The sequence below is a fragment of the Bacillus sp. AP8 genome, from assembly GCF_000321185.1.
GTDB lineage: Bacteria > Bacillota > Bacilli > Bacillales > DSM-1321 > Bacillus_AD > Bacillus_AD massilioanorexius.
This window is the reverse complement of sequence record NZ_CAPG01000047.1, coordinates 1-17,892: the sequence shown is the minus strand read 5'-3', so window position 1 is coordinate 17,892 and position 17,892 is coordinate 1. Positions and strand designations below refer to the sequence as shown.

18 protein-coding genes are annotated in these 17,892 nt (G+C 34.6%); 16 read left to right on the top strand and 2 right to left on the bottom strand.

Features of this window, described 5'->3' with window-relative positions:
- Positions 1-64: 64 nt before the first annotated feature.
- Positions 65-1,108 (bottom strand): Cj0069 family protein, encoded by a 1,044-nt coding sequence (locus BN349_RS12710; protein WP_019242703.1) that lies wholly within the window; start codon positions 1,106-1,108, stop codon positions 65-67.
- A gap of 655 nt (positions 1,109-1,763) precedes the next feature.
- Between BN349_RS12710 and BN349_RS12705 the strand changes: the two genes are divergently transcribed.
- Both BN349_RS12705 and BN349_RS26655 read left to right on the top strand, forming a co-directional pair.
- Positions 1,764-1,952, top strand: coding sequence for a hypothetical protein (locus BN349_RS12705; RefSeq protein ID WP_019242702.1), 189 nt, complete (start codon positions 1,764-1,766; stop codon positions 1,950-1,952).
- A gap of 102 nt (positions 1,953-2,054) precedes the next feature.
- Entirely contained in the window at positions 2,055-2,186 is a 132-nt protein-coding gene (locus tag BN349_RS26655; protein WP_019242701.1) for a hypothetical protein, read from the top strand.
- Between the two features lie 144 nt (positions 2,187-2,330).
- Here the strand turns inward: BN349_RS26655 and BN349_RS12695 are convergent, their stop codons facing one another.
- Entirely contained in the window at positions 2,331-3,314 is a 984-nt protein-coding gene (locus tag BN349_RS12695) for a glutaminase (protein ID WP_051024247.1), read from the bottom strand.
- Positions 3,315-3,703: 389 nt separating this feature from the next.
- On the opposite strand from BN349_RS12695, the gene BN349_RS12690 reads away from it, so the two are divergent.
- The 14 genes from BN349_RS12690 to BN349_RS12625 all read left to right on the top strand — a co-directional run bounded on the left by BN349_RS12690 (position 3,704) and on the right by BN349_RS12625 (position 17,844).
- Positions 3,704-4,774, top strand: coding sequence for an AI-2E family transporter (locus BN349_RS12690; protein WP_019242699.1), 1,071 nt, complete (start codon positions 3,704-3,706; stop codon positions 4,772-4,774).
- Positions 4,775-5,260: 486 nt separating this feature from the next.
- Positions 5,261-7,894, top strand: coding sequence for an alanine--tRNA ligase (alaS, locus tag BN349_RS12685; RefSeq protein ID WP_019242698.1), 2,634 nt, complete (start codon positions 5,261-5,263; stop codon positions 7,892-7,894).
- Positions 7,895-7,974: 80 nt separating this feature from the next.
- The gene (locus BN349_RS12680) at positions 7,975-8,244 is read left to right on the top strand and encodes an IreB family regulatory phosphoprotein (RefSeq protein WP_019242697.1); all 270 of its coding nucleotides are present in this window, start codon (positions 7,975-7,977) and stop codon (positions 8,242-8,244) included.
- Positions 8,245-8,661 carry a Holliday junction resolvase RuvX gene (ruvX, locus tag BN349_RS12675; RefSeq protein WP_019242696.1) on the top strand — a complete coding sequence of 139 codons (417 nt, stop codon included), beginning with the start codon at positions 8,245-8,247 and terminating at the stop codon, positions 8,659-8,661. It begins immediately after the preceding gene.
- 19 nt (positions 8,662-8,680) lie between these two features.
- Entirely contained in the window at positions 8,681-8,962 is a 282-nt protein-coding gene (locus tag BN349_RS12670) for a DUF1292 domain-containing protein (RefSeq protein ID WP_019242695.1), read from the top strand.
- A gap of 496 nt (positions 8,963-9,458) precedes the next feature.
- On the top strand, positions 9,459-10,589 hold the full coding sequence (gene mltG / locus BN349_RS12665; protein WP_019242694.1) for an endolytic transglycosylase MltG: 1,131 nt from the start codon (positions 9,459-9,461) through the stop codon (positions 10,587-10,589).
- A 336-nt stretch (positions 10,590-10,925) separates the two neighbouring features.
- Positions 10,926-11,573: an O-methyltransferase gene (locus BN349_RS12655; protein ID WP_019242692.1), complete on the top strand. Its 648-nt coding sequence runs from the start codon at positions 10,926-10,928 to the stop codon at positions 11,571-11,573.
- Between the two features lie 10 nt (positions 11,574-11,583).
- A complete protein-coding gene (locus tag BN349_RS12650) occupies positions 11,584-12,513 on the top strand; it encodes a peptidase U32 family protein (protein WP_019242691.1) in 930 nt (309 codons plus the stop codon).
- A gap of 35 nt (positions 12,514-12,548) precedes the next feature.
- Positions 12,549-13,811, top strand: coding sequence for a peptidase U32 family protein (locus BN349_RS12645; protein ID WP_187370308.1), 1,263 nt, complete (start codon positions 12,549-12,551; stop codon positions 13,809-13,811).
- Between the two features lie 7 nt (positions 13,812-13,818).
- Complete coding sequence (gene udk / locus BN349_RS12640) at positions 13,819-14,454, top strand: uridine kinase (protein ID WP_019242689.1); 636 nt, start codon at positions 13,819-13,821, stop codon at positions 14,452-14,454.
- 196 nt (positions 14,455-14,650) lie between these two features.
- A complete protein-coding gene (greA, locus tag BN349_RS12635; RefSeq protein ID WP_019242688.1) occupies positions 14,651-15,127 on the top strand; it encodes a transcription elongation factor GreA in 477 nt (158 codons plus the stop codon).
- 55 nt (positions 15,128-15,182) lie between these two features.
- Entirely contained in the window at positions 15,183-16,673 is a 1,491-nt protein-coding gene (locus BN349_RS23910; protein WP_019242687.1) for a penicillin-binding transpeptidase domain-containing protein, read from the top strand.
- Positions 16,670-16,951, top strand: coding sequence for a penicillin-binding transpeptidase domain-containing protein (locus BN349_RS24910; protein ID WP_019242686.1), 282 nt, complete (start codon positions 16,670-16,672; stop codon positions 16,949-16,951). Before BN349_RS23910 ends, BN349_RS24910 begins: the two co-directional genes overlap by 4 nt.
- Before the next feature lie 212 nt (positions 16,952-17,163).
- Positions 17,164-17,844 carry a YrrS family protein gene (locus tag BN349_RS12625; protein ID WP_019242685.1) on the top strand — a complete coding sequence of 227 codons (681 nt, stop codon included), beginning with the start codon at positions 17,164-17,166 and terminating at the stop codon, positions 17,842-17,844.
- Positions 17,845-17,892: the final 48 nt, after the last annotated feature.

Here is a 17,892-nt window from a genome sequence, read left to right as displayed (position 1 = left end):
TTTTTATATAGGGTAAGGATGTATAACGAAAGAATTATCCATCCTTACTGTAAAGGATATCTTTTTATTTTGCGAAGGATTTCGAGTCAATAATGTCGATGATTTCATCTGCAATATTTTCAGCAAGTTCCAAATGAGAAGTAAAACCAACACATGAACAATTCATCTCACCTAAAATATATTTGTTATTCATTTGTTCATCATAATCTAAAATAAAATCAGCTGTCCAAATTAAAGGTAAATCGAAATTCCCTAGTTTAGAAATAATATCTGGTAATTGATCTGAAAATTGTTCGATCAATTCTTTCCATTCGTTAGGGGAATCATATCTATATTGTGCACCTGAGAATAATGTAGCACTAAATGCATCTTTCTCCTCTTTTGGCTTTTTATGAACTACATTTATCGGTTTATTTCGAAGCATGAATAATCGAATTTCCCCTTCTTTTATTCGTGGTAAAAAAGGCATATCAATGAGCATTCCGTTCTCTCCAATAATATATTGATTACAGAAATCCATAAAGGCAGCTAATTCCCATATTTCAACATGATTATCTTTTGCCTCTGTACATTTTATTTTTGCTGTTTCTGGGACACTGGTCACATTTGCTGAAAGTACATCCAAAAGTTCTACACGCCAAATTCCTTCCCCTGCAGATCCTCTATTTTGTTTGAGCACTCTTTCGCTATGAACTAGCGCTTTAGGAAAGTTTTCTTTAAAGTGCTCTATGGAGTAATAAGCATAGGTATCTGCCGGAACTATAGGAAGGCCCGATAATTTAGTGAGAGCATCTTTTGCACCGTAGGTTTTCATAGCATCAGGATGAGGCATTCCGATAATGCCATCTTTACAAAGTTGACGAAGCATGTCGAAGTACTCTGATTCTTCCTTTAAGTTTCCAGGATTAATTCTAGAGACATAAGCAATTGCGTGTTCTTTTACATATTTATAAATTTGTTCTCTGTTTTCAATACTGAAAAATACTACTTCAGCCTGCCAGCCTCTATTATGTAATGCTGTTACCATCGGCATCGTATCTTTTCTATAGCCATCAGCTTCCTTGTCATTTCCACCTTGTACTTCAAAAAAGATGACCTTTTTATTCAAATAAATTCCCCCTATAAAACGTATAATCGTACACCTCTATATTAACTTGTTTTCGTTGATTTTATATACAAAAAATGTATAAAAAGTGAATTTAATGTAAATAAGTATTTATTTGTGTTTGGATAGGAAGAGAGTTATTCATAAAATGGGAAATATTTATTCATTATGAAAATCTTACAGCTAATGATAAACGAATTTAAAACCATACTATTAATGTTCGAATAGGTTGGGTGTCCTTTCGAACAAGTTTTAAAGTGGTTATAGATGATAATGATTCGATACTTTTAGTATTGTTTCCTATCAACTTATAGCCAACTTTATTAATGCTTCTTGCTTTACACAATCAAGAAGCTAGCCCCTTTGTCTAGACATCTTTTAAGCGATTCTTGTTATTCTAATTCTTATTTGAATCATGATTTAGGTATATTCTCTTCAAAATCAGCGAGCAATTACCAATAAAGATCAATGTTCAAGGAGAAGGATTCAGAATAATGAAGTATATTTCTGCTTTGATTTGGGCACACTCATACCAGATGAAATTTTCGAGGTTTTCTTCTCCCCTTTAGATTGAGTAGAAAAAAATAAGCTGAAACCTCTATCATTAGGAAAAGATACCGCTGAAATTTCACACTTTTTCAGTGAGGTGTCAATACTAATGAAGTGTCCAAATTGCGGAAGTAAAGATATTGGCAAAATTGGTGTCAATCAATATTACTGTTGGAATTGCTTAATTGAATTGTCTATTGGCAAAGGGGTTATTCATACTCATCAAGTCGAAGAAGATGGAAGTCTAAGTTCATTAGATGACTTGTTTTCTGAAGACGATCGCCGCTATACGATTTAAAAGGAACGATTACATTTGTTTACGTGAGTAATCAGATGTATTGGCAATATAAATTGCCCCTTTAAGTTTCCTGAAAACGGGTAGATGGAAGAGGTGTACAAGATGAGAAGGATGTCAGTTTCTTCCTTAATGAGCTTTGGTGCAGGAATGATGACTGCAAGTTTAATGGGCTCAAAAAAATTTTCTAAAAAGACTATGAAGAAAATGAAAAGAAAAATGAATTCTTTTTTCTAAACCATTTTCTAATTTCTGACTAGGCTCTGTTATTCTTTATGGTTGACTGGAGTCGTTATCAATAATGGAGTTTAACATAGCCTTTACAAAAAGAAGCTTCCTAACAAAACGATTAGGAAGCTTCTTTTATTATGATTTTAAACTTTAAAATATGCTGAAATCTAATTCTTTGGATATTTGCTTGAGAAGCATCGTTCCAGCTGCACTATTTCCGCTAATATCTATAGCCGGAGAAAAAACAGCAATTCCACAGCCTTTTTTAAATACTTCCTCCTCCGAATGCCATTTTGGAGGTACAGCTGCTAATATTCCGCCTGATACACCACTTTTTGCTGGTACTCCAACAAATGCAGCAAACTTGCCAGAAGAATTATACATTCCGCATGTCACCATTAACACTTTGGCTATTTGAGCTATTTCCTTTGAGAAAATTTGTTTTTGTTTAATTGGGTCATATCCATCATAAGCAATAATTAAACCAATTTTAGCGAGATCCTCTAAGTTGATTTGGATAGAGCATTGGCGAATATAAATCCCTAATGCTTCCTCTACATCAATATCTAGTTGATTTGATTCCTTTAAATAATAAGCTAATGCACGATTACGGTGGGCCGTTTCCCATTCCGACTGGTAGATAACTTCATCCATTTCTAAACGTTTGTCGATAAATTGGGCTAAAAAGGAAATAAGATACTCGTATTTATCATCTACTGTATCTCCTGGCAATATGGATGATACTTTGATTGCTCCGGCATTAATAAGTGGATTGAAGGGTTTACCTGGACGATGAATTTCAAATGGAATAATGGAGTTGAAGGATTCTCCTGTAGGCTCTACATCTACTACACTTAGGACATGATTTAGTCCATGATAATGACAAACTGCGATAAAGCTCAATATTTTTGAAATACTTTGTAAGGTAAAGTGGCAATCGATATCACCAGCAAAATAGGATTCCCCATTATAGTCCATAATACAAATGCCTAATTGATTAGGGTCTTGTTCAGCAAGAGCAGGAATATATTGTGCAGGCTCACCTAGTGCAATATGAGAACGGTTTTCTTCAACCCATTTTTTTAGTCTGTTGGAAATTGTTTCGTTAATTATAATAATTACCCCTTTCGAGATTTGATGTTTTTAAAGTAGATATAGTGCATCTTGAATAGAGGGATAGGATAATCCTACAAATTATTCGATGAACTAAATTGGGTTCGAATTGACAATGTTGAACTTTGGTTGTCAGATTGAACATGACAAAAGCTAGGAATTTTTGAAACCGGAAATAACCCATCATGATATTTTGTGTTATAAAAATGATTCTAAAACAAAAGTTGTTGGCTTTTTATATTTTTCATATTCCTAAACTTAGATATTTAATATTATATCAAAATAATAATTTTGAACATCATGAATTTATATACGTAGAAGAAACAAAAGGATTAACTAAGAGCTTCACTTTATTGTATGAAAATGACGTTCTTACAAAACATAATGTAAGGAGGTGGAGTTTTGTACTAATGAATATGAAATGGTTTTATCGTCTTGGTTTTCTCTTATTAATTTTTTTCGTGGTTTTTATCTTTTTTAAAATGAAACCTATTTGGCTTCCTATCATACATATTATTTTTACAACTTTATTACCGTTTGTCATTGCTGCATTTATTAGCTATTTATTGCATCCTGTCGTAGAAACTCTCTATAAGAAAGGTTTATATAGAAGTGTCAGTATATTATTCATTTATTTGCTGTTTTTCGGAGGTGTTGGGTTTGCCTTATATAAGGGCATCCCTATCGTAATCAATGAATTAGAGGATTTAATGGAGCAAATCCCAACTTTTACTGCTAAATATCAAGGAATATTAGATTCAATTGATCGTAAAACATCGAAATGGCCTGTTGAGTATAAAGATAAAGTTCAGGATGCTATTCTTTTTTTTGAAAGAAAAATAGAAGATTTGTTAATGAAAATAACAGGATATTTAATAAAGTTATTTGATTTTGCCATATTGTTCATGATAATTCCTGTTATCGCTTTTTATTTGTTGAAGGATTGGGAGCGAATAAAAGAAACGGCCAAAAATCTTACACCTTTAAGTGCGCGTCATCAAAGTACAGTCTTCTTAGGAGATGTTGAAAAATCACTAGGTAGTTATATAAGAGGGCAACTTATTGTGTGCGTTATTATCGGTGCTTTATCGGCTCTATTATTGTGGCTCTTGAAAGTGAAGTATTCATTATTGTTGGGTTTAATTATTGGTATTACAAACGTTATTCCGTATTTTGGACCTATTATCGGTGCCATTCCAGCTCTTGTTATTGCAATGGCAACGAGCCCTAAGCAAGTTATCTGGGTTGCTGTAATCATATTCGGATTACAGTTTTTAGAGGGAAACATTCTTTCACCTCTCATTGTTGGAAAGAGCTTGCATATGCATCCTCTTATAATCATATTAGGGTTGTTTGTGGGAGGAGAAATAGGTGGTATTCTTGGAATGCTTGTTGCAGTACCGGTATTAGCTATTTTAAAAGTTGCTATTATGCATGCGAAAGTTCATTTTAAGAAGGAACAGCAGCGAGTGCAAGAGTGAGTTAGCGTATAGCTAAAACTCAATCTATTTAAAGCTGTCAAACTTATGGGCTCTCGCATGACTCTTTTTGATTGGTGACAAATCGTTTGAATGATGCTATTTATAGAAACATAACGAATCGACCAAAAAGGACCAGTGAAGTTTTTTCTATATTTGACAAATGAATAACTTCTCCATATAATCCATTTATAGAAGTATGAATTTAAAACGTTGAAGGATCGAGTATGTTATAGACCATCTGAATCCATAAGTAAGGATATAAGAGAGGAATTTCCGTAGGCTGAAAGAAATTCTAGGTGAAGGATAACAGAAAGCTAGTCTGGAGTGTAGCTAATCCCTACCGTTTGCCGCGTTAAGGCATCTAAAGTGATGAATTAAGACCAATATAAATCGTACTTGGTTCATAATTAGGGTGGTACCGCGAGTTTCTCTCGTCCCTTTTAGGGATGAGAGTTTTTTTGTGCGTAATTTTAAGGAGGTTTATATATGAAATATTTAACAGGTGCTCAAATTCGCCAAATGTATTTAGATTTTTTTAAGGAAAAAGGACATAATGTAGAGCCTAGTGCTTCTCTAGTTCCACATGAAGATCCAACACTTCTTTGGGTTAATTCAGGTGTAGCTACACTGAAAAAGTACTTCGATGGACGCGTTATCCCTGCAAATCCTCGTATTACAAATGCTCAAAAATCTATTCGTACAAATGACATTGAAAATGTAGGAAAAACAGCTAGACATCATACTTTCTTTGAAATGCTTGGTAACTTTTCAATTGGTGACTATTTCAAAGAAGAAGCTATCACATGGGCTTGGGAATTCCTTACTGATAAAAAATGGATTGGATTTGATCCAGAAAAATTAGCAGTAACTATTCACCCTGAAGATGATGAAGCTTTTGAAATCTGGAATAAAAAAATCGGCATTCCATCAGAACGCATTATTCGTCTAGAGGAAAATTTCTGGGATATTGGAGAAGGTCCAAGTGGTCCAAATACAGAAATTTTCTATGACCGTGGACCAGAATATGGTGATGACCCTAATGATCCAGAATTATATCCTGGTGGAGAAAATGAACGCCATTTAGAAGTATGGAATTTGGTATTCTCACAATTTAACCATAATCCGGATGGTACATATACGCCACTGCCTAAGAAAAACATTGATACTGGTATGGGGCTTGAGCGTATGGCATCGGTTGTACAAAATGTTCCAACAAACTTTGACACAGATTTGTTTATGCCAATTATTCATGCTACTGAAGAAATCTCAGGAACGAAATATCGTGAAAATGCAGAAGCGGATACTGCTTTTAAAGTAATCGCTGACCATATCCGAACTGTAACATTTGCTGTTGGTGATGGTGCACTTCCTTCAAACGAGGGTCGTGGTTATGTACTAAGAAGACTTTTACGTCGTGCAGTTCGTTATGCTAAACATATTGGTATTCATAAGCCATTTATGTATGAGCTTGTTCCTGTTGTTGGGGAAATTATGAAGGACTTCTATCCAGAAGTTTTAGAGAAAAAAGATTTTATCGCTAAAGTGGTTAAAAATGAAGAAGAACGATTCCATGAAACGTTACATGATGGTCTTCAAATTCTTGGCGATGTCATGAAAAAGGAATTAGCAGAAGGAAGTAAAGTTATTTCTGGTAAAGATGTATTCCGATTATATGACACATACGGATTCCCAGTGGAATTAACAGAGGAATATGCAGAAGAAAAAGGCATGACTGTTGACCATGACGGTTTTGAAAAGGAAATGGAAGAACAAAGAGAAAGAGCTCGTGCTGCTCGTCAAGATGTTGATTCGATGCAAGTTCAAGGTGGCGTATTAGGGGAAATTAAAGACGAAAGTACATTTGTTGGTTATACTCAATTAGAAGCTAATGGAAAAGTATTGGCAATTGTAAAAAATGGTGAGAAATTCGACTCAGCGTCTGAGGGAGAAGAAGTGCAGGTCATTTTATCAGAAACACCTTTCTATGCTGAAAGTGGTGGACAAATCGCTGACCAAGGTATTATTTCTAATGAAAATGTGAAAGCTATAGTTTTAGATGTTCAAAAAGCACCGAATGGCCAAAATCTTCACCGTGTGAAAATTGAAAGTGGTATTTTAGAAGATGGTGCTGAAATTGTAGCGGTAGTAGATAAAAACAATCGTGGTGCGATTACCAAAAATCATACTGCAACACATTTGCTTCACCGTGCATTAAAAGATACTTTAGGAGAGCATGTAAACCAAGCGGGATCTCTTGTTCAAAAAGATCGACTTCGCTTTGACTTCTCTCATTTTGGTCAAATTAAACCAGAAGAGCTTGAACAAATCGAGCAAATTGTTAATGAAAAAATCTGGGCTAGTATACCGGTTAATATTCATAGTAAAAACATTGAAGAAGCTAAAGCGATGGGTGCTATGGCGTTATTCGGTGAAAAGTATGGTAAAGTAGTTCGCGTTGTTTCTGTTGGTGATTATTCAATTGAGTTGTGTGGTGGATGTCATGTTGATAATACAGCTACAATTGGACTATTTAAAATCGTTTCTGAAAGTGGAATTGGCGCAGGAACAAGACGTATTGAAGCTGTAACGGGTGCAGCAGCATACAAACAATTAAACGATCAATTAAATCTACTAAAAGAAACAGCTACAGAATTAAAAACAAATCTTAAAGATGTACCAGCTCGCGTAGAAACATTACTAGGCGAATTAAAAGAGTTACAGCGTGAAAATGATTCTTTAAAAGCAAAATTAGGTAATATTGAAGCAGGTAACTTAATTTCTTCTGTTAAAGAAGTGAACGGCGTGAAAGTTTTAGCTGCTAAAGTACAAGCTTCTGATATGAATAATTTACGTACAATGGCTGATGAGCTGAAACAAAAAATGGAATCAGGTGTAATTGTTCTTGCAGCTGTTCAAGGTGAAAAAGTAAATATTATCGCTGCGGTAACAAATGATTTAATTCCAAAAGGATACCATGCAGGTAAATTAATTAAAGAAGTAGCTACACGTTGTGGTGGAGGCGGCGGAGGCCGTCCTGATATGGCTCAAGCTGGTGGTAAAAATCCAAATGAAGTAGATACTTCGCTTAATTTTGTTGATGAATGGGTAAAATCAATTTAAATAAGTATGTTATTGTTGTACAATAAATGTAATAATCTTATGAGTTCTTCAAGGGAGAATTCAAGAAGCGAGGTGTCCAAATGAGTTCCTTCGATAAAACGATGCAATTTAATTTTCAAGAAGAACCATTTGAAAGAGATGTTCAAGAAGTTTTGATGACTGTTTATAATGCATTACAAGAAAAAGGTTATAATCCTATAAATCAAATTGTAGGATACTTATTATCTGGTGATCCTGCTTATATTCCTAGACATCAAGACGCTAGAAACATAATCCGAAAGCTTGAACGAGATGAGATTATTGAAGAACTAGTTAAATCTTATTTAAAACATAATCGTGGTGACAAGTAAATGCGTTGTATAGGTTTGGACGTTGGGTCCAAAACAATTGGAGTAGCAATTAGTGATGCAATGGGTTGGACGGCTCAAGGCATTGAAACAATTAAGATTAATGAACAAATTCAAGATTTTGGATATAAAAGATTGAAAGAGCTTATTAATGAATATGAGGTTACAAAGGCAGTTGTGGGTTTACCTAAGAATATGAATGGTACCATTGGACCTCGAGGAGAAATTTGCCAAGAATTCGCAAAAAACTTCGAGAGAAAGTTTAAAATACCTGTTGTTCTATGGGACGAGCGTTTAACAACGATGGCTGCGGAAAGAGTATTACTGGAAGCAGATGTAAGCCGTGGTAAACGTAAGAAAGTAATCGATAAGATGGCTGCAGTGATGATATTACAAGGCTATTTAGATAGTCAAAACTAAAAATTATGAGGTGTCCGGAATGATGAATGAACATATTACAATCGTAGATGAAAATGGAAATGAACAGCTTTGTGAGATTATGTTTAATTTTCACTCTGATGAATTCAATAAAGACTATGTATTATGTTATCCAGTAGGGGAAGAAGATGAAAACGGAGAAGTTTTAGTACACGCATATGCTTATGTACCTGCTGATGATGATAGTGAAGGCGAGTTAATGCCAATTGAAACTGAAGAAGAATGGGATTTAATTGAGGAAATGTATAATACTTTCGTTTCTGAGCAAGAAGACGAAGAATAGAATGTTGAAAAAAGCTTCGCTAAAGATAGCGAAGCTTTTTTTATGCGATTTTTTAAATGTTTGTTATTTTTTATAAAGTTCATTAGATAAAAAAGGATGATTTCGAGCGCGAGCATCCTGAAGCGGAATGTAATTGAGCTTATATTATTTATTTGTTCATAGGCAACATTCTTTTCAATTAATAGCTGATCGCTACAGCGGTATAGCAGATGTTTTTACGGAAAATGTCGAATGCTTTCTTTTGGACAAAATCTTAATACATGAGATAGATAGAAGGAATTCGTTTATAGATAGAGATGGGTTTAGTATAACCTGACAAGAGCGATAACAGTTTATCTTACTTGAAAAAAATGAGGAATGCTGTGTAATTTTGTGTCATTTTTAGTATAATGTTGTTTGTAGTGTGTAAAAAGAAGGATAATCCGTTTTTCAAAAAAGTATAAAAGAATAACGTATAACTAGAAATGCGGTCTTTGTAGAATTCGGGGGGACGTTAATGACGGAAAATAAATCTTCAAAAAAAGAAGAAATGATCAAAAACCTTGCTGAAAGGCAAAATGAAGCCAAAACAGTAAGGAAAATTGTTTTTATTATAGCTATATCAATCTTAGTTGTATTTTTATTAACAGGAGTTGGAGCTTACTTCTATGTTCAATCTGCTCTAAAACCTGTTGATCCTGATAATAAAGAGCTACGAACAGTAGAAATTCCTATTGGCTCTTCTACAACATCTATTTCAAATATTCTCGCTGAAAATAATATTATAAAAAATGCAAAAGTATTTAAATATTATATTAAGTTTCGGAATGAGTCGAATTTTCAAGCCGGTAAATATGAATTGTCACAGTCTATGACTTTAGATGAGATTATTAAGACCATTCAGACTGGTAAGCTTATGCAGGAAGCAGTATTTAAGATGACTATTCCTGAAGGTATGCAATTAAAAGAAATAGCTAAAATTATAGCTGATAAGACATCTCAAGATGAAAAAGTCATTTTTGAAAAGTTAAATAGTAAAGAATTTGTGGCAAGTATGCAAGAAAAATACCCTGAATTATTAACATCAGAAATTAATGGTGCTAACATTAAATATCCTTTGGAAGGTTATTTATATCCTGCTACTTATGAGTTTTATGAAGAAAATCCAACATTAGAGTCAATCGTGGAGGACATGCTAGACAAAACATCAAAAGTTCTCGAACCATATAAAGAGCAAATGGAAGAGAAGAAATTCACGGTTCATAAATTGTTAACAATGGCTTCATTAATTGAAGAAGAAGCAACGGGAAAAACAGATCGTGGTCAAATTGCTTCAGTATTTTATAATCGCTTGAAAATTAATATGCCATTGCAAACAGATCCAACTATTGCTTATGCCAAGGGCGAACATATAAAAAGGACCTACTATAAAGATCTAAAGATTGATGATCCATATAATACGTATATGAATACAGGTTTAACACCTGGGCCGATTTCAAATGCAGGTATTACTTCTATAGAAGCCGCTTTATCACCTGACGAAACAGATTATTTATTTTTTGTAGCAAACAAAGAAGGCGAAACGTTCTTCTCTAAAACATTAGAAGAGCATAATAAATTGGTAGCTGAACATATTACTAACAAATAATGAATGGTTAAGACTATTTCACTTTGACTGTGTGATTATGTTACAATAGTAAAAGTTTGTATGAAAATAAGGCAAAACTACTTTTTTCCTCGGCATAATGCCGAGGTTTTTCAAAGAGATAAGACAGCTAAGTGTTGTTGTTTCCAACTTGTGAAGAGGCTGTGCATTAACAGCTTTGCGCTTGGTTTATCGTCTAGTTCTAGCGCCTGAAAGCCCTCTTCAAGGTCAAAAGTTCATCCTTCTTAGGTCAAAAGAGTGGGCTGCTAGAAAGGATTTGCCTTTTGATGTTTGGGATTGAACAAGGCGCTTGCGCTTTTCTTATAAGGAGTTGTAAGAATGAATCAAAAAATCAATGAGTATCTTGTCGATTTAACACCTTCTAGAAATGAATTTTTCAGCAAGATGGAAGAATATGCTCATGAAAATCACGTTCCGATAATGGAGATTATTGGGATGGAAGCTCTTTTACAATTTTTAAGACTTCATCGTCCTACTTCCATATTAGAAGTGGGGAGTGCAATTGGATATTCATCTTTAAGAATGTCTGATGCTTTGCCTGAAGCTAGAATTGTTACTTTAGAACGCCACCCAGAAAGAATTAAAGCTGCTAGGTCCTTTATAAAAGAGGCAGGAAAAGAGAGTCATATAACTCTTTTAGAAGGAGATGCTTTGGAATTAGCGGATGAAGTAAAGAAATTTGCTCCTTTTGATGCCATTTTCATTGACGCAGCAAAAGGCCAGTATATAAAATTTTTCGAGCTGTTTGAACCATTTCTTTCGCCTGAAGGTATCATTATTTCAGATAATGTGCTATTCAAAGAGAAAGTAATAGCACCGGAAGAATCGATTGGTCATAGAAGAGCAAGAGCTCTGGTGCGAAAAATTAAACATTTTAATAGCTGGGTAATGGAACATCCAGATTATCATACAGTAATCTTACCTATTGGGGATGGTATGGCTATTTCTAAAAAGAAAAATAAATGAGGTGAAGGAAATGAAAACACCAGAACTACTCGTTACTCCAACAAGTGTTCAAGATATTTTACCGTTGATTGAAGCCGGTGCAGACGCATTCGTTGTAGGAGAACAGCGTTATGGTCTTCGTCTTGCAGGGGAATTTTCTCGTGATGAGGTAAAGAACGCAATTGAGATTGCTCATCAGCATGGTAAAAAGGTATATGTAGCGATGAATGCTATTTTTCATAATAATTTAGTGGATGAATTGCCTGATTATGTACGTTTTCTTAAAGAAGTGAATGCAGACGCTATTATTTTTGGTGATCCAGCTGTATTAATGGTCGCTAGAGAAGTGGCTCCAGAAATGAAATTACATTGGAATACCGAAACAACTGCTACAAATTGGTTTACATGTAATTATTGGGGAACAAAAGGTGCTAAGCGAGCTGTTTTAGCTCGTGAAATTAATATGGATGCAATTGTGGAAATGACAGAGCATGCTAAGGTAGAACTAGAAGTACAAGTTCATGGCATGACTTGTATGTTTCAATCTCGTCGTACATTAATAGGAAATTATTTCGAGTATCAAGGTAAATCACTGAAAGTCGAAAATAGTGAGAAAAAGCGAAATATGTTTTTACATGATGAAGAAAGAAATAATAAATACCCGATATTTGAAGACTTTAACGGCACTCATATCATGAGCCCGAATGATATATGTATCATAGATGAACTTCAGGAAATGATTGAAACAGGCGTTGATAGTTTTAAAATCGATGGTATCTTGAAGAGCCAAGAATATTTAGTTGCTGTTACAAAGTTATACCGTAAGGCAATCGATCTTTGTGTTGAAGATGTCGATCGATATGATGAAGTTAAAGAACAATTATTAAATGAAATAGAAGCAATACAACCAGCTAATCGTTCTTTAGATACAGGATTTTTCTTTAAAGAAACGGTTTATTAAAGAATAAATGAATTGGAGGAATAGCCTTGAAAGCTATTACTAACAACAAAATCTCAGAGATTATTGATGGAAAACGAGTAATTGTGAAGAAACCTGAATTACTAGCTCCAGCAGGTAATTTAGAAAAATTAAAGATTGCTGTTCGTTATGGAGCAGATGCGGTTTATATTGGTGGACAAGAATACGGTCTTCGTTCCAACGCTGGGAATTTCACTTTTGAAGAAATGAAAGAAGGCGTAGAATTTGCAAATCAGTATGGTGCGAAAATCTATGTAACAACTAATATTTATGCCCACAATGAAAATATGGATGGATTAGAAGAGTATCTTGCAGGATTACAAGAAGCAGGTGTAGCGGGAATCATTGTTGCTGATCCGTTTATCATCGAAACATGTAGACGTGTTGCACCAAATGTAGAAGTTCATTTAAGCACACAGCAATCACTTTCGAACTGGAAAGCAGTAGAGTTCTGGAAAGAAGCAGGTATGCATCGAGTTGTTTTAGCTCGTGAGGCTAGTGCTGAGGATATTCGAGAAATGAAAGAAAAAGTGGATATTGAAATTGAAACTTTTGTGCATGGTGCAATGTGTATCGCCTATTCAGGGAGATGTACTCTTTCAAATCATATGACAGCTCGCGATTCTAATCGTGGAGGTTGCTGTCAGTCTTGCCGTTGGGATTATGGTTTATATGAAAATAATGCTGAAGGGGAAAAAGCTCTATTTTCTGAAGAAGATGAACCATTTGCAATGAGTCCAAAAGATTTAAAGCTAATTGAGTCTATTCCACAAATGATTGAATTAGGTATCGATAGCTTAAAAGTCGAAGGACGAATGAAATCGATTCATTACGTTGCTACAGTAGTAAGTGTGTATCGTAAAGTAATTGATGCATATTGCGCGGATCCAGAGAATTTTGTTGTAAAACAAGAATGGCTTGATGAATTAGATAAATGCGCAAACAGGGATACTGCTCCAGCTTTCTTTGAAGGCGTACCAGGGTATAAGGAGCAAATGTTTGGGAACCATAGCAAAAAGACAACTTTTGACTTTGTTGGCATGGTTTTAGATTACGACAAAGAAACTGAAATGGTTACTCTTCAACAAAGAAATTATTTCAAACCTGGCGATGAGGTAGAGTTTTTCGGACCGGAAATTGAGAACTTCACTTATATAATTGATAAAATCTGGGATGAAAAAGGAATTGAACTAGATGCTGCTCGTCATCCACTTCAAATTGTGAAATTTAAGATGACAAAACCAGTTTATCCGTTCAATATGATGCGAAAGGAGCTCTAAATAGTAAATGAGTAAAAAACCCATCGTTATAGGAGTTGCAGGAGGTTCGGGCTCAGGGAAAACGAGTGTAACTAAATCTATTATCAAAAGCTTTGAAGGACGTTCAATCTTAATGCTAGAGCAAGATTATTATTATAAGGATCAAAGTCATCTTCCTTTCGAAGAAAGACTTAAAACAAATTATGATCATCCGTTAGCGTTTGATAATGATTTATTGATTGAGCATATTAACAAACTGTTGAATTACGAAAGTATTGAAAAACCTGTGTATGATTATGCTCTACACACTCGTTCTAATGATGTGATCGAAGTTGAGCCAAAAGACGTTATTATCTTAGAAGGTATTCTTATTCTTGAAGATGAAAGACTCCGTGATTTGATGGATATGAAATTGTTTGTAGATACGGATGCGGATATTCGCATTTTACGTCGATTACAAAGAGATATTCAAGAAAGAGGTCGTACGATTGAATCAGTGATTGATCAATATGTTTCTGTTGTACGTCCGATGCATAATCAATTTATTGAACCGACAAAAAGATACGCTGACATAATCATACCTGAAGGTGGTCATAATTATGTCGCAATCGATTTAATGGTAACGAAAATAAAAACAATCCTTGAACAAAAGACAATTTTGTAATAACATGACTTGTATAATGTATATATTAACTAATGGATTATTTTGGTAATGGTGATTGCTAAAAAGTATTTACTATCATTTTTATCATGAGTAAAATGCGCGCCCTTTTCAAAAGGACGCGCAATTATGTATTTTTACATAATTTACAGAAAAAGAGCAAATAGCTCAAAGGAATCCGTAGAAGGAGTGAAGGGTCTTGGCAATTGAAAAAGTCTATCCAATGACAAAAGAAGGAAAACTCAAGTTAGAAAAAGAACTTGAAAATTTAAAATCAGTAAAACGTAAAGAAGTTGTAGAACGTATTAAAATTGCACGCAGTTTTGGTGATTTATCAGAGAACTCTGAATATGATTCAGCAAAAGAAGAACAAGCTTTCGTAGAAGGACGTATTACTACAATTGAAAATATGATTCGCAATGCAAAAATCATAGAGGAAAGCGAAGTTAATTCTGACGAAGTATCACTTGGGAAATCGGTTACATTTGTAGAACTTCCAAATGGAGACGAAGAAACTTATACGATTGTTGGTAGCGCTGAAGCAGATCCTTTTGAAGGAAAAATTTCAAACGATTCACCTATTGCGCGTAGTTTATTGGGTAAAGTAGTTGGAGAAGAAGTGACTGTACAAACTCCTGCTGGTGAAATGAACGTTAAAATCGTTTCGGTTAAATAAATATAGGTTTTAAATGCAAACACCTCGTCGAGAATGAAAGATGAGGTGTTTTTTTATGCTGAAAAAAAATCGAGCAATTGTCGTAGCTAGTGGTTTTTTATTGATATTTTGTTTGCTATTAGCTAGGTTAGTACAAATTCAGCTAGTGAGCACAGAATCCTATTCAAATCATCAAATTAATTTAATTGAAGAAAGTGTAAATCAACGAGTTCAAAGTATTGCTCTAGATGATGGGCGTGGTAAGTTTTATGATCAATCTGGTGAACCTATTGATCATGAACAAGTGGCTACCCTTATCCTATTTCCATTTTTAGATAATATGAAGTGGCCCATAGAGAAACTTGCTGATATTATTGGTGTATCTTCATCTGAGATTAAAACTACTCTTGCTAACGCAAAGGAACCTTTTGTATTTGAAAGGAATAATAAAGCGATTGTTCTGAGTGAACGACAGATGGAAGACATTAACGAATTAAAAATACCTGGTGTGTTTGCAACAAACCGAATTTTACCCTTAAAAAAACATTTAGCAGAGCAATTAATTGGTGGCTTAACAAGATCAGCTGATATCAAAAAGAAACGATATGGTGATCGCCAATTGCCGGCAATGACAATGGTAGGGGATAAAGGTCTTCAGGAGCAGCTTGACGCATATTTATTATCTGAGGGCGAATCGAGATTGGTCTATCATGTGGATGGGATTGGAGGACCGTTATTTGGGATTAATGTAAAATATTTATCACCGGGAAACGAACTATATCCTGTACGAGTTATCACTACGCTTGACAAAAAACTACAGCAGGCAGCTGAAGACATTGTAGACTCATCAGAGTATGGAATTAAAAAAGGTGGATTCATAATTATAGATATAGAGTCAAGTGAAATTCGCGCATCCGTTTCACGTCCGAGCATTGATCAAAAAGATCCGAATAAAGGAGTGGGAGCTAAAAACTTAATGTTAACACAAGCTACACTAGGATCTGTTTTTAAAACGATTGTATCAGCAGCCGCTATTGAGGAACAAATGGTGAATCCGAATACGTCATATAACTGTAATAGGCAGTTTGATGGGACACTTAATACAAATAGACCATTAGGGTATTTGAATTTCTATGATAGCTTTTCTCAAAGTTGTAATAAAACGTTCAGTGATTTGGCCATTAATCTTTCTAATAAAGATCCTGATTTACTAGAAGCCTATGCAAAAAAACTGCAGTTAGTTGGTAAATCAGGTTGGAGTGGCGACATTTTTCATTCGTCAGTTACGCAATTATTTGGAGAAGAAAACGGTCAAATATGGTTAAAAGATAGTGAGGATAAAAAAGATGCTAGACTTATCGCACAAACAGCTATTGGTCAACAAAATGTACAGGCCACACCATTAGCAGTAGCGAATATGATGGCTACTATTGCAAGAAATGGAGAAAAAAAGTTGGTTAAAGCTGTATCATCGATTGAATATGCAAATGGAACTACGGCAGCCGTTTTTAAAAATCAGGATATTAAGGGTGATACAATCATACTCCTGCAACAGCTAAAGAATTGAAACGATTACTAAATGGTGTAGTACAAGAAACAAAAGGAACAGCTGCTATGCTTCAGCAACTCCCTGTTCATGTTGCTGGAAAAACTGGAACTGCCCAAACGAATAAAGAAGAAGGTAAATGGAATATGTGGTTTGCTGGATACTTCCCAGCAGAAAAACCAAAATATGCGGTAGCAGTTGTTCGTTTAGATGCTGATACTAGTGAAAAAAGTGCAACAACTGTTATGAAAAAAATAGTTGAAACGGTCTACGAAATGGAAAATAAAGAAAATGAATGATTGGTATTGGATGTTTTCTGAAAGATTGTTGTTTTTTAATAAATTCAGTGCATTAAAACAATGGTACTTTAGTAGGGTGAAAAGATATCTAGATGCATATCGTTAAAAGTAGTAACGATGGATATGGATTAATGGAAAAGATATATTTGCTATTAAATAAGAATGAGAGCATGTTACAATAGAAGCTGAATTAAAAAAATGGGGTGATATATATGAGTGAAGAAAAACCCTCAAGAATTTCGACACGTTCTGAGAAAATTGGGAAGAAAAGAAAAGCAAATACCATATATAACATTTTGTTAACGGTTGTAATTGTGGCCATTCTTATCGTGGGCGCATCGATTTTCCTTGGTAAAGATGATGATAATTCTGCATCTTCAGAACCAAAAACATCCGAGCAAAATAAAGAAAAAGGAAATAAAGAAGAATCTGTGAATCATGAATCAAAACAAGAAGAGCACAATGATAATACGGATGTTGAGGATGAGGAAGAAGAGACTCCAAATGAAGATGGAGAAGATGATAAGGATGAGTCTTTAGGGGAACCAACTGTTATTGAAAATAGTGGCGACTCAAATGTTGAACAAACTTATACTAATCAGGATTGGAAGCCTGTGGGAACTGAGCAAACAGGAGAACACACTACTAACTATAATTCAAATTCAACAGATTGGAAAGAAATGGAGAGGGCGTTAGCGTACGGTGCAGGAATAGATGAAAACAATTTATCTGTATGGTGGATTGGAAATGGAGGAGCGCCTAATAAAGCTATTGGTACAGTATCACCAAAGGATAAAAGTGCAACCTTTAGAGTATATATTGAATGGGTCGATGGTGAAGGGTGGAAGCCTTCTAAAGTTGAAAAGCTAATCAAAAACGATAAAATTAGATAATAAAGTACAAAAAAGCATAATGCCTTTTAATGAGATAAAAGGCATTAT